This window comes from Kitasatospora sp. NPDC029312, assembly GCF_055569215.1.
Genome location: NZ_JBVHXY010000058.1, coordinates 18,434 through 42,134 on the forward strand (window position 1 = coordinate 18,434; position 23,701 = coordinate 42,134).

Here is a 23,701-nt window from a genome sequence, read left to right on the forward strand (position 1 = left end):
TCGACGTGGCCGGAGGCCGCGGAGTCGTTGACCCCGCGGCCTCCGCCGTTCCCGTCCGCGCTAGGGACGCAGCCGCAGGCCGCGCGGGGTGGCGTGGAAACCGGCGTCCTCCAGGGCGCGGCCGAGCTCGGAGCCGAGCGCGGGCTCGCCGTTGGCCCGCTCGACCGTGACGCTGCCCAGTGCGCCCGCATGGACCGCGTCGGCGAGCGCCCCGGCGGCCAGCGCCCGGGTCGCCCCGTCCTCGGGCCAGGCCAACAGGGACTTGCCGCCCCGCTCCACGTACAGCGCCAGCTCGCCGTCCACCAGGACCACCAGGGCGCCCGCCTTGCGGCCCGGTCGATGGGCGGTGGACTCCTTGCCGTCGGAGGCGGTGGGCGGCTCGGGCCAGGGCAGGGCGGCGCCGTAGGCGTTCGCCGGGTCGGCGGCGGCCAGCACCAGCAGCTGCGGCGGCTCCGCGGTCGGGGCGGCCGGCCATTCGGCGGTGCGGGCCCGCTCCAGCCGGCCGCTCACCGAGCGCAGCCGATCGGCCGCGCCCTCCATGGCGAACTGCGCGCCGCCCAGGCCCTCCACGAAGTAGCCCCGGCGGGCCCGGCCGCGCTCCTCCATCGCGGCGAGCACCCGGTAGACCCCGGCGAAGCCGCCGGGCACCCGTTCGGCGGCCACCGTCCCCCGGGTGAGCAGGCCGTGCCGGTCCAACAGGCTCTGCGCCTGGGCGGTGGCCCGTACCGTCGGGTCGGCGGCGAAGCCGGGCAGCAGCGACCAGCGCCCGACCACCGTCACCGGGCCGCTGCGCCCGGCGCCGCCGACCCGGCCGAAGGCGCGGCCGGCGCCGCCGTACCGGCCGCGCGGGGTGGCTCGCGGCGCGCGGTGGGCGGTGGCGCCCGCGGTGCGGCCGGAGCCGAGCAGGGCGCGCAGCGGGGCGAGGGTGTCGTTGGTGACGTACCCCGCCCAGACCAGGTCCCAGAGCGCCTCGACGACCTCCGGCTCGGGGGTGTCCTCCGGAAGCTGCTGCACCAGTTGGCGGAAGAACAGGCCGTAGCCGCCGGCCAGGGCCTGCATCAGGGCGCTGTGCACCGGGGTGAGGGTCGGCGGGACGGGCTCGGGGCGCAGCAGGTGGGCGTTCTCGGCCAGGTGCAGGCTGAGCCAGCCGTCCTTGCCGGGCAGCGCGCCGGCGCCGCACCAGCCGATCTCGCCGGCCGCCATCAGTTCGTCCAGCAGGCCCGGGGAGTAGTCGGTGAGCCGGGCCGGGAGGACCAGCTTCTCCAGGGCGGAGGCGGGCAGGGCGGTGCCCTGGAGCTGTTCGACCACCCGGAGCAGGCCGTCCGGGCCGCGCAGCCGGTGCCCGGCCAGGTGCTGCCACTGCGGGAGGAAGGCGGCCAGGGCGCGCGGCGGAACCGGCTCGACCTCCTGGCGCAGGGCGGCCAGCGAGCGGCGGCGCAGCCGGCGCAGCACCTCGGCGTCGCACCACTCGGGGGCGGCGTGGCCGGGAGCGGCGGCGCCGGGTGCTTCCGGCGAGGGCTGGTGGCGGGCGACGGGTGGCAGGAACTGGCCCTGGACCAGGCGGCCGGCGGCGGTGAGCCGGTGCAGGGTGCCGGTGACGACGGCGGTGCCGAGGCCGTAGCGGGCGCCGGCCTCGGCGGCGGTGAACGGGCCGTGGGTGCGCGCGTGGCGGGCCAGCAGGTCGCCCAGGGGGTCCTTGACCGGTTCGGTGAAGGCCTCGGGGACGCCGACCGGCAGCGGGGTGCCGAGCGCGTCGCGCAGCCGTCCGGCGTCCTCGATCGCGGCCCAGCGCTGCTCGCCGGCGATCCGGACCTGGATCACCCGGCGGGCGGCCTCCAGCTCCAGGGCCCAGAGCGGTTCGGCGCCGCGGACGGTCAACTCGGCCTCGGTGAGCGGGCCGAGCAGGCGCAGGGCGTCGGCGACGCCCTCGGCGTCCTTGATCCGCCGCTCCGGGGTGAGGCGTTGGAGCTCGGCCTCCAGCTCGGCGAGCACCTGCGGGTCGAGCAGTTCGCTCAGCTCGGCCTGGCCGAGGAGTTCGGACAGCAGCCGGGAGTCCAGCGACAGGGCGGCGGCCCGGCGCTCGGCGAGGGGGGAGTCGCCCTCGTAGAGGAACTGGGCGACGTAGCCGAACAGCAGGGAGCGGGCGAAGGGCGAGGGCTCGGGGGTGGTGACCTCGACCAGGCGCACCGCGCGGGACTCGAGGTCGCCCATCAGCTCGACCAGGCCGGGGACGTCGAAGACGTCCTGCAGGCACTCGCGGACGGCCTCCAGGACGATCGGGAACGAGCCGTACTCGGAGGCGACTTCGAGGAGTTGGGCGGCGCGCTGGCGCTGCTGCCAGAGCGGGGTGCGGCGGCCGGGGTTGCGGCGGGGGAGCAGCAGGGCGCGGCCGGCGCACTCGCGGAAGCGGGCGGCGAACAGGGCGGAGCCGCCGACCTGGTCGGTGACCAGCTGTTCGATCTCGCCGGCGTCGAACAGGGCGGCGTCGGCGCCGACCGGGGCCTCGTCCGGGGCTGCGTCCGAGGCCGTGCCGGAGGGTGCGGAGGGGCTGCTGAAGTCGAAGTCCGGGGCGAACAGGTCGGCGTCGGGCAGGCGCAGCACGATGCCGTCGTCGGCGTGCATCACCTGGGGGTCGAGGCCGTGCTTCTCGCGCAGCCGGGCGCCCAGGGCCAGGGCCCAGGGGGCGTGCACCTGGGCGCCGAACGGGGAGTGGATGACGATCCGCCAGTCGCCGAGCTCGTCCCGGAAACGCTCGACCACGATGGTGCGGTCGTCCGGGAGGTGGCCGCAGGCGGCGCGCTGCTCGGCGAGGTAGTCCAGCAGGTTGGCGGCGGCCCAGTCGTCCAGGCCGGCCCGCTTGAGGCGCTCGGTGGCGGCCTCCGGTTGGAGGGCGCCCAGCTCGCGGGTGAACGCGCCCAGGGCGCGGCCGAGTTCGAGCGGGCGGCCGAGGGAGTCGCCCTTCCAGAACGGGAGCCGGCCGGGGATGCCGGGGGCGGGGGTGACCAGCACCTTGTCGTGGGTGATGTCCTCGATCCGCCAGGAGGTCGTGCCGAGCGTGAAGACGTCGCCGACGCGGGACTCGTAGACCATCTCCTCGTCGAGTTCGCCGACCCGGCCGCCGCCCTTCTTGGGGTCCGTGCCGGCGATGAAGACGCCGAACAGGCCGCGGTCGGGGATGGTGCCGCCGGAGGTGACGGCCAGGCGCTGGGCGCCGGGGCGTCCGGTGACCGTTCCGGCGACCCGGTCCCAGACCACCCGGGGGCGCAGCTCGGCGAAGGCGTCCGAGGGGTAGCGGCCGGCCAGCATGTCGAGCACGGCGTCGAAGGCGGACTGCGGGAGGGTCGCGAACGGCGCGGCGCGGCGGACCACCGCGAGCAGGTCGTCCACCGGCCAGGTGTCCAGGGCCGTCATCGCGACCAACTGCTGGGCGAGCACGTCCAGCGGGTTGCGCGGGATGCGCAGGGCCTCGATCCGGCCGGCCCGCATCCGCTCGGTGACCACGGCGGACTGCACCAGGTCGCCCCGGTACTTGGGGAAGAAGACGCCGGTGGAGACGGCGCCGACCTGGTGGCCGGCCCGGCCGACCCGTTGCAGCCCGGAGGCGACCGAGGGCGGGGACTCGACCTGGACGACGAGATCCACGGCGCCCATGTCGATGCCCAGTTCCAGGCTGGAGGTGGCGACCACGGCGGGCAGCCGACCGGCCTTCAACTCCTCCTCGACGAGCGAGCGCTGTTCCTTGGAGACGGAGCCGTGGTGGGCCCGGGCGATGACCGCGGGCGCGCCCTTGGCGGCGCCCGAGCCGCCCATCAGCTGGGCCGGGGCGTGCGCCTCCGGGAAGGCGTTGCCGGTGGCGCGCTCGTGCGCGATCTCGTTGAGCCGGTTGCACAGGCGCTCGGCCAGGCGGCGGGAGTTGGCGAAGACGATGGTCGAGCGGTGCGCCTCGACCAGGTCGACGATCCGCTCCTCGACGTGCGGCCAGATCGACGCCTGGCGCTGCGGGTCGCTCCCGGCGGCGCCGCCGGTGGCGGGGGCCGCGGGCAGGTCGTCCAGGTCGGGTACGGGGACGACCACCGAGAGGTCGAACTGCTTGGCGGCGGCGGGCTGGACGATGACGCCGCCGCGCTGCGGGCTGAGGAAGCGGGCCACCTCCTCCACCGGGCGCACCGTCGCGGAGAGGCCGATCCTCCGGGCCGGGCGGTCCAGCAGCTCGTCCAGCCGCTCCAGGGTGAGCGCGAGGTGGGCGCCGCGCTTGGTGCCGGCGACGGCGTGGACCTCGTCCAGGATCACCGTGTCGATGCCGCGCAGGGACTCCCGGGCGGCGGAGGTGAGCAGCAGGAAGAGCGACTCGGGGGTGGTGATCAGGATGTCCGGCGGGTGGGTCGCGAAGCGGCGGCGGTCGGCGGCCGGGGTGTCGCCGGACCGGATGGCGACCTGTACCTCCGGTTCGGGCAGGCCGAGGCGGACGGCGGCCTGGCGCAGGCCGGTCAGTGGGGCGCGCAGGTTCCGTTCGACGTCCACCGCGAGGGCCTTGAGCGGGGAGACGTAGAGCACCCGGCACCGGCGCTTGGTCTCGGCGGGGGGCGGGGTGCTGCTGAGCCGGTCGAGGGCGGAGAGGAAGGCGGCGAGCGTCTTGCCGGAGCCGGTGGGGGCGACCACCAGGACGTCCGTCCCGCGCCCGATGGCGCGCCAGGCCTCGGCCTGGGCGGTGGTGGGGGCGGAGAAGGCACCGGTGAACCAGGCCCGGGTGGCCGGGGCGAATCCGGCCAGGGGGTCGTCGGCCTGGGGGACGTCGGCCGGCGGCTCGTCGGCCGGCGGGGTCGAGTGCTGGGGCGCCATGTCCCCATGGTGCCGGGTGGGACTGACAAGCGGGGCGCGGGCGCGGGGCGGCGGACACTGATCGGGTGCAGCGGGAGGTGTAGCTGAGGGGGCGGGAATGATGACCGGCTCATATGGTGATGAAACGGACATGTGATCAACCTGTGGCCGCCGCCGGACAGCCGTGGCCGCATGCCGTGACCTCACCGGACCGGACGAGCGGAGACCGCGGATGGCGCAGGCGCACCAGTCCTGCGGCCCCGCCCGCGCGGTCCGCCGCCGCAGGGTCTGCGGGCCGACCCGGGCGCTGCTGGCGATGCTGCTCACGGCGCTGGTGGCCGGCGGCGCCGTGCCGTACGCGTCGGGGCCCGGGCGGGCCTACCTGAGCTACCTCGTGCTGGCCGAGCGGCAGGACGCCGGCGGCGCGGCCCGGGCCGGGGCGGAGAGCCGGGCGGCGGGCGGGCAGGTGGTGCAGGAGTACCCGCAGATCGGGGCGGTGCTGGTGTACGCGACCGGCGGCTTCGCGGGTCGGGTGCGGACCCGGCCGGGGATCGCCGCCGTGGGAGCGACCAGGACCGCGCCGGTGGTGGGGCCGCCGCGGGCGGTGGAAGGGGCGGGGGACTTCACGGCGGGCGTGGAGCGGAGCAGCTCGGACGGCGGCGAGACCGGGCGCGGGCGCGGGCGCGGGCTCGGGGCCCGGCCGGGGATCGAGCGGAGGAGTCCGGACGGGGACGGGGACCGTGGCTCCGCGGCCTGGCTGCGGGCCGCCGACGGGCAGGACGGTGCGGCGCCCACGGTGCCCGACCCGGCCGAGTCCGGGGCCTGGAACCTCGCGATGCTGGGGGCCCCCTCGGGGCGCACCGGGGACGCCGCCGCGGGGGCGCCGAGCGCCGAGGCGATGGGCAAGGTGCTGGTCGCCGTACTGGACTCCGGCGTGGACGACACCCACCCGGACCTGCGGGCGGCCGTCGACCCGAAGGCCTCGGCCTCCTGCGCGGACGGACGCCCGGACGCCCGGACCGGCTCCTGGCGGCCCGACCCCGGGATGGGGGAGAGCGGGCACGGCACCCACGTCGCCGGGATCATCGCGGCGGCCCGGGACGGGCACGGCGTCACCGGGGTCGCGCCGGGGGCGCGGATCGCAGCCGTCCGGCTGCTCGGGCCGCTGGGGCAGTACTACGCGGAGAACATCGTCTGCGGCACGCTCTGGGCAGCCGACCACGGGGCCAGGGCGATCAACAACAGCTACTTCGCGGACCCGTGGAAGTACAACTGCCCCGAGGACCAGGACCAGGCGGCGCTGATCGAGGCCGTCGGCCGGGCCGTCGGCTACGCCCGGCGCAAGGGCGCCGTGGTGGTCGCCTCGGCCGGCAACGACGGGCAGGACCTCGGCGGCGCCCGGACCGACGAGCGCAGCCCCAACGACCGGGTCTCGGGGCCGGCGCCCACCCGGTACCTGGGCACCGAGTGCATCCGCCTCCCCGGGGAACTCCCGGGCGTGGTCACCGTCACCGCGGTCAACCGGGACGGGCGTCCGTCCTCGTACTCCAACTACGGCCGCGGGCACGTCTCGCTGGCGGCACCGGGAGGGGACCCGGACGGCGGGGCGCAGGGGGCGGTCGTCTCCGACTGGCCCGGTGGGCAGTACGCGGCGCTGGCGGGCACCTCGATGGCGGCGGCGCACGTGTCGGGGGCGGTGGCGGTGGCGGCCGCGCTGCATCCGGAGCTCGGGGCGGACGGGTTGGCGGGCTTGTTGGCGGCGTCGGCGGCGGGGGCCTGTCCGGCGGGGCCCCGGGCCTGCGGGGACCGGCAGTACCTCGGGGCGGGGGTGCTGGCCCTGCCGCGGTGACGGCGGGTGCCGGGGGTCGTCGGAGGTGGGGGTGCTGCGGGGGGCCGGGATACTGGGGGCATGAGGTTGACGGAGTTCTGGCGGCGGATGTACGCGCACTTCGGGGAGGCGTACGCGGAGTCGTTCGCGTCCGACCACGTGATGAGCGAGCTGGGTGGGCGGACGGTGCGCCAGGCCCTGGAGGCGGGCTGGGAGGCCAAGGACGTCTGGCGGGTGGTCTGCGAGACGCAGGGGGTCTCGTCCTCGTTGCGATGAGCCTTCGCGGCGGGGGTGGTGGGACAGACTGTCCGGGTGACGATCAGCGAAGAGCGGAAGAGCGCGGAAGGGTCGGTGCCCGTCGCCGACGACGGGCGGGGATGGGGCGGGATGCCGCGGTGGCTGCCCCGGGCGATGGTGCTGTTCCTGGTGCTGGTCGGGCTGTTCCAGCTCGCCGACTGGGCGTTCCGGCAGCTGATCGACCTGTTCGTGATGCTGCTGGTGGCGTTCTTCCTGTCGTTGGCGCTGGAGCCGGCGGTGGACCGGATGGCGGCGCGCGGGGTGCGTCGCGGGGTGGGCACCTTCCTGGTGTTCGTGGCGGTCACGGTCGCGGTGGTGGGGTTCCTGGCGGCGCTGGGGACCCTGCTGGTGGACCAGGTGGGGAAGATCGCCGGGGACCTGCCGCACCTGGTCGACAGCCTGATCGCCTGGGCCAACCGGACCTTCCACCGGGACCTCTCGCTGGGTGAGCTGCAGAAGCGGCTGCTCAAGGACTCCGGAACGATAGAGGGATACGCCCAGCAGGCCGCGGGCAACGTCTGGGGCGTCTCCTCCACCCTGATCGGCGGGCTCTTCCAGACCTTCACGGTCGGGCTGTTCACCTTCTACTTCACCGCGGAGGGCCCGCGGGTGCGCCGGACGGTGTGCTCGCTGCTGCCGCCCGCGAAGCAGGGCGAGGTGCTGCGGGCCTGGGAGATCGCGCTCGCCAAGACGGGCGGCTACCTGTACTCCCGGGCGGTGCTGGCGGTGGTGTCGGCGGCCGGGCACTGGGTGATGTTCGAACTGATCGACCTGCCGTACGCGGCCGCGCTGGCGATCTGGGTCGGCGTCATGTCGCAGTTCGTGCCGACCATCGGGACGTACCTGGCGGGCGCGCTGCCGGTGCTGGTGGCTCTCACGGTGGAGCCGGTGGACGCGCTGTGGGTGCTGGCGTTCACGGTGGTCTACCAGCAGGTCGAGAACTACGTGCTGCACCCGAGGATCACCGCGAGGACGGTGGACGTGCACCCGGCGGTGGCCTTCGGGGCGGTGATCGCGGGCGCGGCGCTGCTCGGCGCGGTGGGCGCGCTGATCGCGATCCCGGCGGCGGCCACCCTGCAGGGCTTCGTCGGGACGTACGTGCGGCGGTACGAGGTGGCCACCGACCCGCGGATCGACCGGGGCGAGCAGCGGCGGGCCCGCCGGGAGCTGCGCCGGGAGGCGGCGCGGCGGCTGCGGCGGATGGTCGGCGGCGACGGCGGCTGAGGGGTCCGGGCCCCGCGGGGCGGGTGACGTGCGAAGCTTGAATCGAACAGATGTTCTTTGTACTCTCCGGCGAGGAGTTTTCCACAGGCCGAGCCGGGTGGGGCTCGTTTGTCAGTGGGACGCGCTAGCGTCGATGACGATGAAGCGCACAGCACAGAACCCGAGGGAAAAAGCCATGGCAGGTACGGACCGCGAGAAGGCCCTGGAGACCGCTCTCGCCCAGATCGAGCGGCAGTTCGGCAAGGGCTCGGTGATGCGTCTCGGCGAGAGGGCCAATGAGCCGGTCGAGGTGATCTCCACCGGATCCACCGCCCTGGACGTCGCCCTCGGGGTCGGCGGCATCCCGCGCGGCCGGGTGATCGAGATCTACGGCCCCGAGTCCTCCGGCAAGACCACGCTGACCCTGCACCTGGCCGCCAACGCCCAGCGGGCCGGCGGCACGGTCGCCTTCGTCGACGCGGAGCACGCGCTCGACCCGGAGTACGCCAAGAAGCTCGGCGTGGACACCGACGCCCTGCTGGTCAGCCAGCCGGACACCGGTGAGCAGGCCCTGGAGATCACCGACATGCTGATCCGCTCCGGCGCGATCGACCTGGTGATCATCGACTCGGTCGCGGCGCTCGTCCCGCGCGCCGAGATCGAGGGCGAGATGGGTGACTCGCACGTCGGTCTGCAGGCCCGGCTGATGAGCCAGGCGCTGCGCAAGATCGCCGGTGCGCTGAACCAGTCGAACACCACCGCCATCTTCATCAACCAGCTGCGCGAGAAGATCGGCGTGATGTTCGGTTCGCCGGAGACCACGACCGGTGGCCGGGCGCTGAAGTTCTACGCCTCGGTCCGCCTGGACATCCGCCGGATCGAGACCCTGAAGGACGGCACCGAGGCGGTCGGCAACCGCACCCGCGTCAAGGTCGTCAAGAACAAGGTCGCCGCGCCGTTCAAGCAGGCCGAGTTCGACATCCTCTACGGCATCGGCATCAGCCGTGAGGGCGGCCTGATCGACATGGGCGTCGAGCACGGCTTCATCCGCAAGTCCGGCGCCTGGTACACCTACGAGGGCGACCAGCTCGGCCAGGGCAAGGAGAACGCCCGTAACTTCCTGCGGGACAACCCGCAGCTCGCCGACGAGATCGAGCGGAAGATCAAGGGCAAGCTCGGCATCGGTCCCAAGACCGAGGAGCCGGCCGAGGTCGAAGCGGAGGCCGCCGCCGCCGTCGACGGCGCCGCCAAGCCGATCACCGCGACCGCCGCCAAGACGACCGCGGCCAAGAAGACGGCGACTGCCAAGGCCTGAGCCGTTGACGCGGTACGACATGCGGTACGACACGGTGGGCGGCGGCCCGGCGGGCCCCGAGGACGACGACGGGCCGCCGGACTGGTTCGCCGCGGTCGCGGAGGGACCGGAGCCGGAAGGGGGGCCGGCGCCGGAGCCGCGGTCGCGATCCCGGAAGGGGCGGCGGGAGCGCGCGTCCGCCCCGCAGCGGGCATCCGGCGCGGAGCCGGAGTTCGACCGGTCTCCGGTCCGGGCGGTGCGCGGCGCGGCGTCCGGGCCGGGGGCGGCGGAGGCCTCGGTCGAGGAGCTCGGGTTGGTCCCGGCCTCCGAGCTGCAGACCGGCCGTCGTCGGCGCCGTTCGGCGCTGGCGGCTGAGGAGTTCGACGCCTCCGGGCCTGCGGAAGGCGGTCGAGGCGGGGTCGAGGGGGGGGGGGGGGGGGGGGGGGGGGGGGGGGGGGGGGGGGCGCCCCCCCCCCCCCCCCCCCACTCCTCGTGCGTGACGGCAGTCGCCCGTCATCGGCGGCAACGTCATGTCTTGTCCTCAGCAAGGCAATTACTTCCTCAACCTTCTCGCTGCGCCCCTTGCTCCGCTCATGACAGTCGGCGATCCTGACTGCCACCCCCAACGGCCGCCCCCACGGCCCGAACTGGCGTGTGAGCCGCCTGCCCTTCCCCCACCAAGGAGCCAGCATGCGCACGTTCCTGATACGCCTCGCCACCCTTGCGGCAGCAGCCACCACTCTCGCCGTCCCCGCCGCGCCGACCACCGCGGTGGCCGCCCAGGGACTGTCCTTCCGCCCGCTGCAGTACAACACCAACGGCTACAACTGGGGCGGCTACGCCGCCACGGGCAGCGGCTTCACCTCGGTCTCGGCGTCCTGGACCGAGCCGCGCGCGACCTGCAACTCCACCAACGACCTCTACGCCCCGTGGGTCGGCATCGACGGGTACGGCTCCTCCACCGTCGAGCAGACCGGGGTGGCGACCGACTGCTCCAGCGGCAGCCCCGTGAACCAGGCCTGGTACGAGATGTACCCGGCGAACCCGGTCTACCTGAGCCTCAGCTCGTACCCCGTGTCCGCCGGCGACCACATCACCGCCTCGGTGACCTACGCCGGAAGCAGCCGGTACACCCTCAAGCTGTCCGACTCCACGCGCGGCTGGACCTACACCACCACCAAGTCCCTCTCCGCCCAGCGGACCAGCGCCGAGGTCATCATCGAGTCGCCGACCGGCTCCTACCCCAACTTCGGTACATTGAGCTTCACTTCGGCCACCGTCAACGGCAACTCCCTCGGCTCCTACAGCCCGGTCGCCCTCGACCCCAGCTCCAACGGGACCTACGAGGCCCGCACCAGCGCACTCGGCTCCAGCGGCACCAGCTTCACCGACACCTACCTGCACCAGTAGCCCCCGCACCGGAACGGCCCGCTCCCTGCGTTGGCAGGGGGCGGGCCGCTGGGTGTCCGGCTGTCAGGCGAGGTGGGCGGCGAGGAGCGGGGCGCAGGTGTCCGGGCGTTCCAGGAGGGGGAGGTGGCCGGTCTCCTTCAGTGTCTCCAGGCGGCAGTCGGGGACGGTGTCGCGCAGGAGTTCGGCGTTGCGGGTGAAGGCGGGCATGTCCTCGTCGCCCAGCACGACCAGGGTGCGGGCGGCGATGCGGCGCAGGTCGTCCTCGGTGTGCCTGTGGGCGGTGAGGGTGTCCATGGCGCGGTTGCCCAGTTCGGCCCAGGTGTGGCGGGCGATGACTTCGCGCAGGGCGGCGCGCACGGCGGGATGGCGCTGGGTGCCGGTGAAGATGTCGGGCGGGGACTGCATCCAGAGGTCGGCGAGCTGTTCGCCGGGGCCGACCAGGCGGTGGAGCATCATCAGTTGGCGGTAGCGGACGCGGGCGGAGTCCTCGTTGGGGGTGCCGGCCAGGGTGGGGGCGGCGAGGACCAGGCGGTCGAGCAACGATGGTTGTTGGATGGCGAGTTGGATGGCTGACATGGAGCCGAAGGAGAGAGCGACGACCGACCGGGCGCGGGTCTCCTTCACCACCTCGGCCAGCTGCCCGGCCAGGGCGGTGAGCGGCAGCCCCGGGGGGAGCGGGGCGGATCCGCCGTGGCCGGGCAGGTCCACGCCGATGTGGGTCCAGCCGGGAAGGCGGTCCCACAGGGGCTGCCAGGTGGTGGAGTCCATGGTGTAGCCGTGGATCCACAGCACCACCGGGCCACTGCCGGTGCGGTGCAGGTGCAGGCCTTCAGGCATCCTGGCCTCCGGAGAAGTCGGCGCAGAAGGAACGGAAGGCGAGCACCGGCTCGTCCCGGGCGTCGTAGCGCGGGGTCATCGCGTGGTCCAGGTGCTCCCAGACCACCTTGTCCTCGGCGAGCGCCTTCTCGCTGCCGCCGAGCAGGGCGGGCAGCGCCGCGCGCTGGTTCTCGCGCACGCCGATGGCGACCCGGGCGACACAGCCGCCGTCCGCCGTGGGCACCGAGCCGGTGACGATCACCTGCCGTTCCGCCTCCGGGCCGAACTCGGTGACCACCACGTTGGGGCTGAACGCTTGGGCGTGGAAGCGCGGCTTGTAGTCCCACCGGACGCGGCCGGTGCGGACGGCCTCCCAGCGGATCTCCTCCAGTGTGCGGGCGTCCTGCCAGGGCGAGGTCTGCATCAGGAACTTGCCCTCGATGACCAGCTCGCCGCTCTCGCCGAGCCGCGTGGCCATGCCCTGGTTCCCGGGCACCCCGTGGACGGCCTTGAAGTGGTCGGGGTCGAAGGCGTTCTCCACCACGTACTCCGACGGCACCGCGATCGGCAGGCTGACGGCCGCGACCAGGGGGTACTCGTCCGCCCAGTCCTTGACCGCCCGCTCGAAGCCGCGATCGCCGTCCGGGTCGTCCGAGAGCCGGACGAACAGCGCGTCGCCCCACTCCAGCACCCGGTGTTCGGCGACCGACCAGTGCTTGGACGGGTCACCGAGGTCGATCCGCTTGCCGTGGAACGGGCAGACCACGCAGTCGCCCTCGCGCCGCCCCCCGTAGCCCAGGTGGGCGCCCCGGTGCGGGCAGGAGGCGTCCAGGACGCGGATCCGCTCCCCCTCGCGGACGGCGATCAGGCGGCGCGGACCGATCGCCAAGGGGGTGATCTCGTCGGTCAGTTCGGAGCGGAAGGCCAGCAGGTACCAGCCGAGGTGCACGGACATCGGACTCACGTTCATCGAAGGGCCTTGAGGACTTGTTCGGCGGCGCGCTCGCCGCTCTCCAGGGCGCCGTGGACCCAGGGCAGTCGTTCGCCCGTCAGCGTCGCCTCGCCGGCGAAGAACAGCGTGCCGTCCACCGGCTCCGCCCACTGCCGGGCGGCGTCCTCCCGCCCGGCGCGCGGAGCGGTGAAGGCGCCACCGGCGTACCGGTCCCGGCCCCAGTCGGCGACGGCGAGGTCGAGGACGGTGGCGCCCGCGGTCCAGGGCAGCGCGGTGGCCAGCAGGGCCGCCAGCTGAGCCGCGTCACCGGCGGCCGCGCGCAGCTCGGCGGCGGCGCCGGCCTTGGCGACGAGCTGCACCTCCGGTCGGTCGGCGGTGCAGCGGGTGAAACCGCTGCGGCCGTCCACGTCGAAGACGATGATCGTGTCGGGCGCGGTCCGGTCCAGGGTCACGACGGCGCAGTAGCCGTCGCCCGGCGGCAACTGAGCGGCGGCCGCCAGCTTGTCGGCGGGCAGCCCGGCGATCGCGCCCACGACGGTGGGCGGGACGGTGAGCACCGCGGTCCGGGCGGCGGCCGTCCCGGCGGCCGTCCGTACGGTGACCCGTCCGGGCTGGTACGTCAGCTCCCGGACCGGCTCGCCGAGCCGCACGTCCAGGCCCTCGGCCAGCCGCTCGGGCAGCCGGGCGAAGCCGCCCTCGACGGCGAACTCGCCCTCGCCCACCGCGTCCCCGCCGTGCGCCCGGGCGACGCCGGCGGCGCTCAACTCCTCCGGCTCCGCGGCCCAGTTCTGCCGGAACCACTCGTCGGCGGCCGCGGCCTCCGGGCCGGTGCTGCCGTGGGCCCGCAGCCAGGTGCCGACGGACAGGCCGGTGACGCCGGGGGCGCGCAGCAGCATCGCCTCCAGCTGCCAGGGCGCCCGGCGGCCGAAGCTCAGCAGGCCCATCTCCCGGTGGGCGCCGTCCTCGACGATCCGGGCGGTGACCCGGCGCGGCACGGCGGCCGTCCGGTCCGGGCCGACCAGCTCGTGCACCGGGTTGTGCTCCCCGTGCACCACCTGGGCGCCGAGCTCCAGCGGCGGGCCGCCGTCGGCGGGGTGGAAGGTGTGGATGCGGCCGCCGAGCCGCTCCCGGGCCTCGAGGACCACCACCCGCAGCCCCGACCGGGACAGCAGTCGGGCGCAGTTCAGGCCGGATGCTCCGGCGCCCACCACGATCACGTCGTACGTGGTCACAGCGGTCACAGCTCTCCCCCGAGGTCGATCGGGAGGGCCCGCAGCCTCCTCGGCACCAGGCACTGGTCCCAGTCGGGAGCGCCCGCCGGGCCCCGCAGCGCCGGGAACCGGCCGACCAGGCGCGGCAGCAGCAGCGCGGCGGTCTGCCGGACGAGGGGCGCGGCGAGGCAGAAGTGCGGGCCGCCGCCGAAGCCCAGGTGCGGGTTGGGGCTGCGGTCCAGGCGCAGCGCGTCCGGTTCGGCGAAGACCTCCGGGTCGCGGTTGGCGGCGGTGAGCACCGCGAGGACCCGGGCGCCGGGTGGCAGCACGCCGCCGTCGAGCTCGACCCGGTCGGTGGTGACCCGGGCGGTGAACGGGATCGGCGCCTCCAGCCGCAGCAGTTCGTCCACCGCGAGCCGGGCGGCGTCCTCGTCGGCCCCGGCGAGCGAGGCGACCGCCGTACGGTCGGGCAGCAGCAGGTGCAGGGCGTTGCCGATGAACTCGGCGAGCGGCTGCCAGCCGCCGATCACGGCGAGGTTGAGGATGCCGAGCATCTCGGCGCGGCTCAGCCGGTCGTCGGCGGCCAGCGCGGTCAGCGGCACCTGGACGCCCGAGGCGGTGGCCCGGGCGGTGTGCCCGTCCAGGTAGTGGGTGAGCGCGCCGGCCGCGCTGCGCCCGAGGGCGGCGCGGGTGGGGGGCACCATCGGGTCGAGGTTGACGGAGGCGGCCCGGGCGAGGGCCTCGAAGCGCTTCGACTCCCCTGCGGGCAGCCCGAAGAGGCGGGCGTACACGGCGGTGGCGAGCGGTCGGCCGAGATCGGCGACGGCGTCGACCCGGCCGCCCGCCGGCAGCCGGTCGAGCAGCGCGTCCACGTCGGCGGCGAGCCCGTCGGTAAGGGAGCGGACGGCCGCCGGCCCCAGGAGCAGCGCCCCCGGGGCCCGGAGCCGGTGGTGGTCCGGCGGGTCGGTGGTGAGCATGGACGGCGGCAGGGCGTCGTCGCGGGCGCGCTCGCGCTGGCCCTGCGCGGCGGAGAAGCGCGGGTCGCGCAGCACCGTCGCGCAGTCGGCGTGCCCGGTGACCAGCCAGAGCCGGGACGCGGCGTCGTGGTGGACCGGGTCGTTGGCCCGGAGCCACCGGTACGCCGGGTGGGGGTCGGCCCGCCCGGCCGGGGCGAAGGGGTGGATCAGGTGCTCGGGCAGACGCACCGGCGCCGTCGTCATGTCCAACTCCGAGAGGGTCTCAGCGGACCCGGGGTCCGCGCCAGCGGAAGGAGAAGGCGGTCAGCACCAGCCCGGCCAGCGACCAGGCGACGAGGACCATCGCGATGTGTCCCAGCTCCCAGTTCCCGGCCGGCTCCACGGCGGTGAAGGAGTCCGGCAGGAAGACCGAGCGGAAGCCCTGGGCCATCCACTTGACCGGGAAGAACGCGGCCACCGTCTGCATCCAGGCCGGGAGTTGGCCGAACGGGAAGAACACGCCGGAGATGAACTGCAGCACCATGAACACCGGGGTGACGATCGCCGCCGCCGACCGGCTGTTGGGGATCAGCGCCGAGTAGGCGGCGCCGGCCATCGCGCAGGCGACGGTGCCGAGCGCGAGGTCCCAGCCGAGGGTGAACCAGCGCTCCGGGGTGCTGGGCAGCGGCAGCCCGAACAGGGCCAGCGCGATGCCGATCAGCAGCACCGCCTCCAGGACGGTGGTGACGATGACCCGCACCAGCTTGCCGACGAAGTACGCCGACTTGGGCATCGGGGTCATCGCGAGCCGGCGGACCGTACCCGTGTCGCGTTCGATCGCGATGTTGATCGCCAGGCCGGAGAAGGCGGTGCTCATCACCCCGGCCGCGATGATGCCGGCCATGAAGACCTGCTTGAGGTCGGTGTCGGTGCCGGCCACCTTGCCGGAGAAGATCGAGCCGAAGACGACCAGCAGGATCACCGGGAACATCAGCGTGAAGACCAGCGACTGCTTGTTCCGGAAGAACGCCCGCAGTTCGACCTTGGAGCGGGCCGCGCCGGCCCGCCAGATGCCGGGCATCCGGGCGGCGCGGCGGGGCGTCTCGGCGGTCGCGCCGCCGGGGGCGGTCGCGGTGGACTGGGTGAGGGTCATCGCTTGCCCGCCTCGTGGGTGATGCTCTGGCTGGTGTCGGCGCCGCGGTCGGTGCCGTCGGCGTTCTCCCGGATCAGGTCCAGGTAGACGTCCTCCAGGGTCGGCCGGTGCACCCGCAGTTCGGGCAGTTCGCCGACGCCCGCCTGGTGCGCCCACGGGACGAGCGCCGCGAGCAGCGCGGTCGGGGCGTGGGTGGCGATCCTGAGCAGACCGTCCGCGCCCACCGGGGCCGGCTGGGCCCCGGTTGGCAGCGACGGCAGTGGACGGCCGGCCAGCTCCGGCGGAATCCGGAAGGAGACCGTGGTCGGAGTCTGCGAACGGCCGCCGAACTCGGCCAGCGGTCCGCACTGGACCACCCGGCCGGCGACGATCACCGCGGCGCGCTGGGCCAGCGCCTCGGCCTCGTCCAGGTAGTGCGTGGTGAGCACGGTGGTGCGGCCGCGCTCGGAGAAGTAGCGGACCAGGTCCCAGGCCTCCCGGCGAGCCACCGGGTCCAACCCGGTGGTGGGTTCGTCCAGGAAGATCAGGTCCGGGTCGCCGACGATGCCCACCGCGACGTCGAGCCGGCGGGCCTGGCCCCCGGAGAGGTCCGTGCTCTGCTTCTTCTCGTGCTTGCCCAGCCCGACCATGTCGATGACCTGGCCGACGGGCAGCGGGTTCGGGTAGAACGCCGCGAAGTGCTCGACCACCTCACGGACGGTCAGGTCCGAGTAGGCGCCGGTGGTCTGCGGGACCACCCCGATCCTGGCGCGCCACTCGCGCCGGTCCTCGGCTGGGTCACAGCCGAGGACCCGCACGTCACCGCCGGTTCGCTGGCGGACCCCCTCCAGGATTTCGACGGTCGTCGTCTTGCCCGCGCCGTTCGGCCCGAGCAGGGCGAAGACCTCACCCCGGTAGATGTCCAGATCCAGACCCTGGACCGCGTGCCAGTCGCCGTAGCTCTTGCGCAGGCCGCGGACTGAGACGGGGTGGTCCCCGACGGCAGTCGCCACTGTGGATCGCTCCTTGGTGGGGTGTTCAGGCCGACCTGGCATTCAGGTCGACCGGCCGGGCGCCTTGCCCGGCGGGCGGGTTTCCCGGCTGGATCAGGTGCAGCAGCAGCAGGGGCAGCAGCAGGAGTTGCCACCGGCCGCGATGTCCGACAGGTCGCCCTCGCTCAGCTCGGCGGTGTCGATCTGCGGAGTCTCCGGGATGTGGAACTCGTAACGGCCGGTCGCCAGACCGATCTCGTACAGCTCCACCTGCACCTCGAGGTTGCCCTCCTGCTCGCCCTCGGCGGCAGTCTGGACGATGACGATCTCCGCGTCGGCCGGGAGTTCCAGGCCGGCCTCGGCGAGGGCGGCACGGGCGTCGGTACGCAGGCGGGCCGCGTACTCCTCGCTCGACCAGGCGCTGATCAGGGCGCGGGTGTAGCCGTTGACGAACTCGGCCCGCTTCCTCTGGTCCAAAGCCATGAGAATATTCCTTTTCTCGGGTTTCCGGTGTGCCGGCGGTGCTCGATGCTTGCGGTGCCCGGTGCTTGTTGCTTGGTGCCCCGGTGCTTCCCGGCGCCGCCGACGAATGAAGAATGACACGGCCGCAATTGGCCGCCAAGACCTCACTTCCGGTGCCCGGTCTAAGTATTGAGCACATGCGGCCGGTGCGGTAGATTTCAGCCGTCACGCGCCCTTGAATACGCATCAGAATACGTATCGGAATACGCATGGGAATGCCGACCGGATACGTACCGGAAATGCGTACGTACGCATTCGGCGGGCGCGTACGCATTCCGGAAGTCCCGGGTGAGCATCGAGAGGAATCACGGGGGTGGTCCGCACCGTGCCTACGCACACCGTCCCGCCAGGCCCAGCCGACGACGTCGACATGGCGCTGATGAGGGAGTCGCCGCTCGACTTCATCACCGGCCTGGCCCGCACCTACGGCGACATCACCCGCCACCGGGCCGACGGCGACACCGTCTACCTGCTCAACCGGCCCGAGTACGCCCGGCACGTGCTGAAGGACAACGGCGCCAACTACACCAAGGAGGGCACCCCGGACGACGCCATGCTGCGCCCGCTGCTCGGCAACGGGCTGCTGACCAGCAACGGCGCCGACTGGGCCCGCCAACGCCACCTCACCGCGCCCGCGTTCCGCCCCAGCGCGGTCCGCACCTTCGACCGGATCGTCACCGACGCCACCGCCGGGATGCTGGAGCGCTGGCGCCCGTCCGTCGAGGCCGGCACCCCGCTGGAGGTCGACCAGCACCTCACCGCGCTGACCCTGGGCATCCTCACCCACGCCATCCTCGGCGCCGACATCGACGGCATCGGCGAGGGCTTCGGCCGCGCGGTCGACGCCGTCAACCGCTGCATCGGCCACTACGTACCGAGCCCCGACCCCGACCCGGCCGACACCGCCCGCCGCTACGCCGACTTCGGCCGCGCCCGGGTCTTCCTCAACACCGTCACCCGCACGCTGATCGCCTCCCGCCGCGCGGGCGGCAGCAGCACGGCGGGCGGCGACCTGCTGGACACCATGATGTCCACCGACCACCTGGTCTCCGACGAGGACCTGCGCGACCAGGTGCTGACCATCGTGATGGCCGGCCACGAGACCACCGCCAAGTCCCTGACCTGGACGCTCTACCTGCTCGACCGCCACCCCGAGGAGCTGGCCAAGGTCCGCGAGGAGGTCGACCGGGTACTCGGCGGCCGCCCGCCCACCGCCGCCGACCTCCAGGACCTCCCGGCCTGCCGGCGGGCGATCCAGGAGGCGATGCGGCTCTACCCGCCGGTCTGGCTGATCTCCCGCCGGGCCGTCGGGCACGACGTCATCGGCGGGTACGACGTCGAGCCCGGCACCCTGGTGTGCGTCAGCCAGTGGGTGCTGCACCGCCACCCCGAGCACTGGGACGCGCCGGAGGCGTACCGCCCGGACCGCTTCGACGGCGCCGCCCTCCCCAGCCACCTCTACCTGCCGTTCGGCGGCGGGGACCGGATCTGCGTCGGACAGCACTTCGCGATGCTGGAGGCCGTCCTGGTGCTCGCCGCCCTGCTCCAGTCCGTCCGGCTGGAACTGGTCGAGGGCTTCCCGGTCGAACCCGAGGCCCTGGTCACCCTCCGCCCCAAGCACGGCATGACGATGATCGCGAGGCCCCGATGACCACCACCGCCCGCCCGCTCGGCGGCTCGTACGACCCGGCGCGCACCACCGGCGGCGGCCTGACCGCCGAACTCGACCGGCTGGAGGCGCAGGCCGCGCTCTCCTTCCCCGAGGAACTGCGCATCCTGCGCGAGCTCGGCCTGGGCGGCGGCACCGTGCTCGAACTCGGCGCCGGACCGGGCGCGGTGACCCGCCGGCTGCGCGCCGCCCTGCCCGCCGGCACCACCCTGATCGCCGCCGACATCGACGGCGACCTGCTCTCCCACGCCGCCGGCCCCGACGTGACCCTGCTGGTCGCCGACGGCGCCGACCTGCCGCTGCCGGACGCCAGTGTGGACTTCGTCCTGCTCCGCTACGTCCTCCAGCACGTGCCGGACCCGGTCGCCGTGCTCGCCGAGGTCCGCCGGGTGCTACGCCCCGGCGGCACCGTCGCCTGCACCGAGGTCGACTCCGCGCTGTGGGGCGCCGCCGAGCCCTCGTACCCCGAACTCGCGGGCGTGCACGCCAAGATGGCCGCCGCCCAGCGCGCCGACGGCGGCGACCGCTCGATCGGCCGCCGGCTCCCCCGGCTGCTGCGCGCGGCCGGCTTCGAGGAGGTCGTGCTGCGCCCGTTCGCCACCACCAACGACGACCACCCCACCGACGCCTTCGCCCCGCAGCTCGGCCCGCAGCGGCTGGAGCCGCTGGTGGCCCGGGGCCTCCTCTCCCTGGCCGAGCTCGCCCTCGCCGCGGACCGCTGGAACCGCTTCCGGTCGGACCCCGACGCCTGGGTGATGCTGCTCGGCCTCACCGCCGCCGCGACCGCACCCGCGGGCCGCGGACCGCAGGAAACCGTCCGAGAACAGCACTGACGAGCAGCACCGAAAGGAAAACCGTGCACCCCAAGGTCAAGATCTTCATCACCATCTTCTGCTACATCAGCGCCGTCGCCGGCCTGGTCACCGCCGTGATGGACGCCAGCCAGAAGCCCGCCGACACCACCTCCGCGGTGGTCGCCGGCGTGCTCGGGGTGGCCTTCCTGCTGGGCGGCCTGGCCCTGACCCGGAAGCCGCGCTACTGACCGTGGGGTCGGCGCCGGGTGGCTTAGCAGCGACAAGGGTCGGGGGGGGGGGGGGGGGGGGGGGCGCCCCCCCCCCCCCCCCCCCCCTCCCCCCTCCCCCCCCCCCCCCCCCCCCCCCCCCCCCCCCCCCCCCCCGCCGCAGGAACGGCTGCTGATCGACTGGACGCTGTGCCGCGGCCACGGCCTGTGCGCCGATGTCGTGCCCGGCGTCGTGAAGCTCGGCGCGGACGGCTATCCGCAGTCCGCCAGCATGCCGCTGCCGGCCCGGATGCGGCGCCGCGCCCAGCTCGCGGTGCGCCGCTGCCCCGCGCTGGCGATGCGGGTACAGGGCGGCAACTGACGTACGGGGCAGGGCTTTTGCGCCCGAAGAAAATTCTTCGGCGGCGTTGAACGCCCGGCACCCCGGAGCGCGTATTCCCCGGGCGACGGCACCCCGCCGTCGCCCGGACCGGAACGGAACGGGCGACCGCACGGGCCACCCGGTCACCACCTCAGCAACGACGGAACCACCCACCGGCAGAGGAGACATCATGATCAATCGACGTCGTGCGGCGTTCGCGGCCGCGGCGGTCGCCACCCTGGCGCTGACCACCGCCTGCGGCAGCAGCGGCACCCAGAGCGCCCCCGGCACCACCAGCGCGGACAACGTCCAGCCCGCCGGCCAGGGCACCAGCGACTACGGCTACGGCTCCTCCGGCGGCTCGGGCGGCTCCGGCGGCCAGGCGGGCGGCACCGACACCGCCGCCGGCAAGGCCCCGAAGGCCGCGCCCGCCGGGAAGCTGGCCCTGCATCAGGACGCCAAGATCGGCACGGTCGTCGCCGACTCCAAGGGCATGACCCTCTACCGCTTCGACAAGGACACCCCCGACCCCGCCAAGTCCAACTGCAACGGGTCCTGCGCCACCACCTGGCCGCCGGTCCCCGCCGACGGCGCCACCGCCCCGGCCGGCATCGACAAGAGCAAGCTGGGCTCGGTCACCCGCGCCGACGGCGTCAAGCAGCTCACCATCGCCGGCTGGCCCGCCTACCGCTACATCAAGGACACCAAGGCCGGTGACACCAAGGGCCAGGGCGTCGGCGGCACCTGGAACGCGCTCGCTCCCGACGGCAAGAAGGCCGGCGCCCAGGAGCCCAGCGACGTCTCGGTGTTCAACCACCCCGACCTCGGCGGCATCCTCGTCGACGGCAAGGGCCGCACCCTCTACCGCTTCAACAAGGACAGCGCCTGGCCGATGAAGTTCGGCTGCAACGACGCCTGCCTGGACACCTGGAAGCCCGCCAAGCCCGCCGACCGCTCCAAGCTCAACGGCATCGCCCCCAAGCTCATCTCCACCGTCACCCGCCCCGACGGCACCCGCCAGCTGGCCGTCGACTGCTGGCCCGTCTACTGGTTCACCGGCGACGAGCAGCCCGGTGACATCAACGGCCAGGGCAAGATGGGCCTGTGGTTCGCGGTCTCCAAGGAGGGCAAGAAGGTCACGACGACGCCGGAGGGCTGAGCCGCCCGCCCCGCGACGGCACACCGTCGCGCGGGAACTCGTCGTCCAGCGCCAGCACCTCGGCGTCCGGCCTCTCGTCCGCGGCGCGCGGCCCCAGCCAGGTGACCGCGAGCGCCACCACCACATTCACGGCGAGCGAGACGATCCCCGCGTTCATCCCCCACACCGGGTCGTGTCCCCCGAAGACCAGGACACAGACCAGCGTGAAGCCCGCCACCAGGCCGCTCACCGCGGCGTGCAGCGTCAGCCGCCGCCACACCAGCCCCAGCAGCAGCATCGGCACGAGCTGCGCCATGCCCTCGTACGAAATCAGGGACAGCCGGACGAGGGTGTCGGGGGCGGTGTAGGTCAGCAGCAGCGCCAGCGCCCCGGCCACCACCACGACCAGCTGCGACCACAGCTTCTGCCGTCCGCCCGCCGCCCCTCCCCCGCCGTCCCCGGAAGCCGACCCGGCCGCCCCCTTGTTGAGACGGGGGATCGCGCCCAGCACACTCCTCCCCCACATCGTGCCGATGACCAGCATGAACACGGCCATCGGCACGATGGAGGAGAGGGCGGCGGCCACCCCGACCAGCCCCACGGCCCAGGCCGGAAGGGAGTCCACCACCATCTTGAACAGCGCGAGATCGGAGTCCGCACCCGTCAGACCGGGCACCACGAACAGCGCCGCCATCCCCAGCAGCATCGGCACGAACAACAGCACGTTGTAGAACGGGAGGTACAGGGCGTTGCGGCGCAGCGCCTCGGCGTTGCGGGCACCGAGATAGCCCGCCACGGTCGTCGGAAAGATCACCACGGTCAGGGAGTTGACGAGCGTGGTGGTGACGAACCAGACCTGGCCCAGACCCCCCGAGTCATGCCCGGGGAAGGTCAGCCACTGCGGCTTCTCGGCGACGAGCCGGTCCAGGAAGGGCCCGTAGCCGTCGAAGTAGTGCAGCGGCACATAGACCGCGAGGAAGCCGAGGGTGCCGATGACGAGAACGTCCTTGAGCACCGAGACCCAGGCGCTGCCGCGCAGCCCGCTGATCACCACGAAGCCGGTGGTGACCGCGAAGCCGAGGAAATAGGCCCAGTCGATGCTGATGGCACCGTAGGAAATGGTGGAGACGACCACGCCCATGCCGGTGATCTGGAGCTGTATGTACGGCAGCAGACAGACCGTGGCGAGCAGGGCGACGGCGGCCCCGAGCCAGGGCGCGCGGTAGCGGTGCGCGATCATGTCGGTGATCCCGACCAGGCCGTGCCGGCGGGCGTAGGCCCACAGCATCGGCCCGACGACATACCCCAGCGCATAGCCGCAGGACATGTAGGCCAGCACATAGAGCACCGGGGCACCGGAGTTGTAGCCCCAGCCGGCCGCGCCGAGGTAGCTGAAGCTCGTATAGCTCTCGCCGGCCATCAGCACCCAGATGAAGACCGTGCCCAGGCTCCGGCCGCCCACCGACCACTCCGAGAGCCCGGCGGGCCGCCCCTTCTCCGCGCCCTTGCGCCGCACCGCGAGCAGTCCGAGGACGACGGTGAGCACCATGAAGGCGCCGAAGATGCCGGTTGAGACCGCGGCGTTCATCGTGTCTCCTTCGTGGATATGCCCGGCTTCAGCGGGTTGCGGAAGGGAAGCTCCCGTGTGAGCGGGGCAGGGAAAGCCGATGCGCCGTCAGGGCGGACCGGTGTACGCCCGCAATGGTGGCGAGGCACCCCACGTGGGCTGGGAGCTCTCAACTGTCAGTCCCCCCGGGTAGATTGCTGTTCATGGCGACGGACGCGAAGACAGCAGGTGACGGGCACGCCCGGTTCACCTACCGGCTTCGTGTGTCGTCCACGGCCTGCGCCGCACTCGAAGCGGAGTGGGACCGGTGCCGGTGGTTGTGGAACGAGTGCGTGGCCAAGTCCCAGCAGGTCGGTGCTTGGAACAAGACCCGCCCTGATGGGGCGGAGAAGCGTACGTGCGGTCCGGTGCAGCTCGCCGCGATGCTGACCGAAGCCCGTGCCCGGATCCCGTGGCTGCGGGAGGGTGCGTGTGTCCCCCAGCAGCAGTTGATCCGAGACTTCGGCAGGTCCCG

The 23,701-nt window shown here is 73.8% G+C and carries 19 protein-coding genes and 1 pseudogene; 11 read left to right on the forward strand and 9 right to left on the reverse strand.

The features are described from left to right. Positions 1 to 60 precede the first annotated feature (60 nt). The gene (locus ACZ4WV_RS32195; RefSeq protein WP_465752184.1) at positions 61 to 4,839 is read right to left on the reverse strand and encodes an ATP-dependent helicase; all 4,779 of its coding nucleotides are present in this window, start codon (positions 4,837 to 4,839) and stop codon (positions 61 to 63) included. A 211-nt stretch (positions 4,840 to 5,050) separates the two neighbouring features. Between ACZ4WV_RS32195 and ACZ4WV_RS32200 the strand changes: the two genes are divergently transcribed. From ACZ4WV_RS32200 to ACZ4WV_RS32220, 5 genes are all read left to right on the forward strand, one after another. Continuing rightward, positions 5,051 to 6,667: a S8 family peptidase gene (locus ACZ4WV_RS32200; protein ID WP_465752185.1), complete on the forward strand. Its 1,617-nt coding sequence runs from the start codon at positions 5,051 to 5,053 to the stop codon at positions 6,665 to 6,667. 60 nt (positions 6,668 to 6,727) lie between these two features. Next, complete coding sequence (locus ACZ4WV_RS32205) at positions 6,728 to 6,922, forward strand: DUF3046 domain-containing protein (protein WP_465752186.1); 195 nt, start codon at positions 6,728 to 6,730, stop codon at positions 6,920 to 6,922. A 36-nt stretch (positions 6,923 to 6,958) separates the two neighbouring features. Further along, positions 6,959 to 8,167: an AI-2E family transporter gene (locus ACZ4WV_RS32210; protein ID WP_465752187.1), complete on the forward strand. Its 1,209-nt coding sequence runs from the start codon at positions 6,959 to 6,961 to the stop codon at positions 8,165 to 8,167. A gap of 175 nt (positions 8,168 to 8,342) precedes the next feature. Further along, positions 8,343 to 9,461: a recombinase RecA gene (gene recA / locus ACZ4WV_RS32215; RefSeq protein WP_465752188.1), complete on the forward strand. Its 1,119-nt coding sequence runs from the start codon at positions 8,343 to 8,345 to the stop codon at positions 9,459 to 9,461. Positions 9,462 to 10,130: 669 nt separating this feature from the next. Next, positions 10,131 to 10,850 carry a G1 family glutamic endopeptidase gene (locus ACZ4WV_RS32220; RefSeq protein ID WP_465752189.1) on the forward strand — a complete coding sequence of 240 codons (720 nt, stop codon included), beginning with the start codon at positions 10,131 to 10,133 and terminating at the stop codon, positions 10,848 to 10,850. 63 nt (positions 10,851 to 10,913) lie between these two features. Here the strand turns inward: ACZ4WV_RS32220 and ACZ4WV_RS32225 are convergent, their stop codons facing one another. From ACZ4WV_RS32225 to ACZ4WV_RS32255, 7 genes are all read right to left on the reverse strand, one after another. Then, complete coding sequence (locus ACZ4WV_RS32225; RefSeq protein ID WP_465752190.1) at positions 10,914 to 11,687, reverse strand: alpha/beta fold hydrolase; 774 nt, start codon at positions 11,685 to 11,687, stop codon at positions 10,914 to 10,916. Continuing rightward, the gene (locus ACZ4WV_RS32230; RefSeq protein WP_465752191.1) at positions 11,680 to 12,621 is read right to left on the reverse strand and encodes a Rieske 2Fe-2S domain-containing protein; all 942 of its coding nucleotides are present in this window, start codon (positions 12,619 to 12,621) and stop codon (positions 11,680 to 11,682) included. The genes ACZ4WV_RS32225 and ACZ4WV_RS32230 overlap by 8 nt, the downstream gene beginning before the upstream one ends. Positions 12,622 to 12,632: 11 nt before the next feature. After that, positions 12,633 to 13,859 carry a flavin monoamine oxidase family protein gene (locus ACZ4WV_RS32235; RefSeq protein ID WP_465752192.1) on the reverse strand — a complete coding sequence of 409 codons (1,227 nt, stop codon included), beginning with the start codon at positions 13,857 to 13,859 and terminating at the stop codon, positions 12,633 to 12,635. Further along, complete coding sequence (locus ACZ4WV_RS32240; RefSeq protein WP_465752193.1) at positions 13,856 to 15,049, reverse strand: cytochrome P450; 1,194 nt, start codon at positions 15,047 to 15,049, stop codon at positions 13,856 to 13,858. The genes ACZ4WV_RS32235 and ACZ4WV_RS32240 overlap by 4 nt, the downstream gene beginning before the upstream one ends. Positions 15,050 to 15,068: 19 nt before the next feature. Next, positions 15,069 to 15,938 (reverse strand): ABC transporter permease, encoded by an 870-nt coding sequence (locus ACZ4WV_RS32245; protein WP_465752194.1) that lies wholly within the window; start codon positions 15,936 to 15,938, stop codon positions 15,069 to 15,071. Continuing rightward, complete coding sequence (locus tag ACZ4WV_RS32250) at positions 15,935 to 16,930, reverse strand: ABC transporter ATP-binding protein (protein ID WP_465752195.1); 996 nt, start codon at positions 16,928 to 16,930, stop codon at positions 15,935 to 15,937. The genes ACZ4WV_RS32245 and ACZ4WV_RS32250 overlap by 4 nt, the downstream gene beginning before the upstream one ends. 93 nt (positions 16,931 to 17,023) lie before the next feature. After that, positions 17,024 to 17,392, reverse strand: a complete 369-nt coding sequence (locus tag ACZ4WV_RS32255; RefSeq protein WP_223886012.1) for a hypothetical protein — start codon at positions 17,390 to 17,392, stop codon at positions 17,024 to 17,026. 364 nt (positions 17,393 to 17,756) lie between these two features. Between ACZ4WV_RS32255 and ACZ4WV_RS32260 the strand changes: the two genes are divergently transcribed. The 5 genes from ACZ4WV_RS32260 (at position 17,757) to ACZ4WV_RS32280 (ending at position 21,641) form a co-directional block, all read left to right on the forward strand. Further along, positions 17,757 to 19,082 carry a cytochrome P450 gene (locus ACZ4WV_RS32260; protein ID WP_465752196.1) on the forward strand — a complete coding sequence of 442 codons (1,326 nt, stop codon included), beginning with the start codon at positions 17,757 to 17,759 and terminating at the stop codon, positions 19,080 to 19,082. Beyond that, positions 19,079 to 19,933 carry a class I SAM-dependent methyltransferase gene (locus ACZ4WV_RS32265; protein WP_465752197.1) on the forward strand — a complete coding sequence of 285 codons (855 nt, stop codon included), beginning with the start codon at positions 19,079 to 19,081 and terminating at the stop codon, positions 19,931 to 19,933. Before ACZ4WV_RS32260 ends, ACZ4WV_RS32265 begins: the two co-directional genes overlap by 4 nt. Before the next feature lie 23 nt (positions 19,934 to 19,956). Then, entirely contained in the window at positions 19,957 to 20,142 is a 186-nt protein-coding gene (locus tag ACZ4WV_RS32270; RefSeq protein WP_030289436.1) for a hypothetical protein, read from the forward strand. Between the two features lie 166 nt (positions 20,143 to 20,308). Further along, entirely contained in the window at positions 20,309 to 20,482 is a 174-nt protein-coding gene (locus tag ACZ4WV_RS32275) for a ferredoxin (RefSeq protein WP_465752199.1), read from the forward strand. 190 nt (positions 20,483 to 20,672) lie between these two features. Further along, entirely contained in the window at positions 20,673 to 21,641 is a 969-nt protein-coding gene (locus tag ACZ4WV_RS32280; RefSeq protein WP_042155113.1) for an SCO0930 family lipoprotein, read from the forward strand. Here the strand turns inward: ACZ4WV_RS32280 and ACZ4WV_RS32285 are convergent. Next, complete coding sequence (locus ACZ4WV_RS32285) at positions 21,619 to 23,208, reverse strand: sodium:solute symporter family protein (RefSeq protein ID WP_450361570.1); 1,590 nt, start codon at positions 23,206 to 23,208, stop codon at positions 21,619 to 21,621. The two genes, ACZ4WV_RS32280 and ACZ4WV_RS32285, sit on opposite strands and share 23 nt — an antisense overlap. A 182-nt stretch (positions 23,209 to 23,390) precedes the next feature. Between ACZ4WV_RS32285 and ACZ4WV_RS32290 the strand changes: the two are divergent. Next, a pseudogene (locus ACZ4WV_RS32290) lies at positions 23,391 to 23,701 on the forward strand (RNA-guided endonuclease TnpB family protein); the annotation flags it as partial.

Coding starts and splice junctions, on each gene's coding strand:
- ACZ4WV_RS32195 (WP_465752184.1), bottom strand. CDS start 4,839: ATGGCGCCCCAGCACTCGACCCCGCCGGCCGACGAGCCGCCGGCCGAC.
- ACZ4WV_RS32200 (WP_465752185.1), top strand. CDS start 5,051: ATGGCGCAGGCGCACCAGTCCTGCGGCCCCGCCCGCGCGGTCCGCCGC.
- ACZ4WV_RS32205 (WP_465752186.1), top strand. CDS start 6,728: ATGAGGTTGACGGAGTTCTGGCGGCGGATGTACGCGCACTTCGGGGAG.
- recA (WP_465752188.1), top strand. CDS start 8,343: ATGGCAGGTACGGACCGCGAGAAGGCCCTGGAGACCGCTCTCGCCCAG.
- ACZ4WV_RS32220 (WP_465752189.1), top strand. CDS start 10,131: ATGCGCACGTTCCTGATACGCCTCGCCACCCTTGCGGCAGCAGCCACC.
- ACZ4WV_RS32225 (WP_465752190.1), bottom strand. CDS start 11,687: ATGCCTGAAGGCCTGCACCTGCACCGCACCGGCAGTGGCCCGGTGGTG.
- ACZ4WV_RS32230 (WP_465752191.1), bottom strand. CDS start 12,621: ATGTCCGTGCACCTCGGCTGGTACCTGCTGGCCTTCCGCTCCGAACTG.
- ACZ4WV_RS32240 (WP_465752193.1), bottom strand. CDS start 15,049: ATGACGACGGCGCCGGTGCGTCTGCCCGAGCACCTGATCCACCCCTTC.
- ACZ4WV_RS32245 (WP_465752194.1), bottom strand. CDS start 15,938: ATGACCCTCACCCAGTCCACCGCGACCGCCCCCGGCGGCGCGACCGCC.
- ACZ4WV_RS32255 (WP_223886012.1), bottom strand. CDS start 17,392: ATGGCTTTGGACCAGAGGAAGCGGGCCGAGTTCGTCAACGGCTACACC.
- ACZ4WV_RS32265 (WP_465752197.1), top strand. CDS start 19,079: ATGACCACCACCGCCCGCCCGCTCGGCGGCTCGTACGACCCGGCGCGC.
- ACZ4WV_RS32280 (WP_042155113.1), top strand. CDS start 20,673: ATGATCAATCGACGTCGTGCGGCGTTCGCGGCCGCGGCGGTCGCCACC.
- ACZ4WV_RS32285 (WP_450361570.1), bottom strand. CDS start 23,208: ATGAACGCCGCGGTCTCAACCGGCATCTTCGGCGCCTTCATGGTGCTC.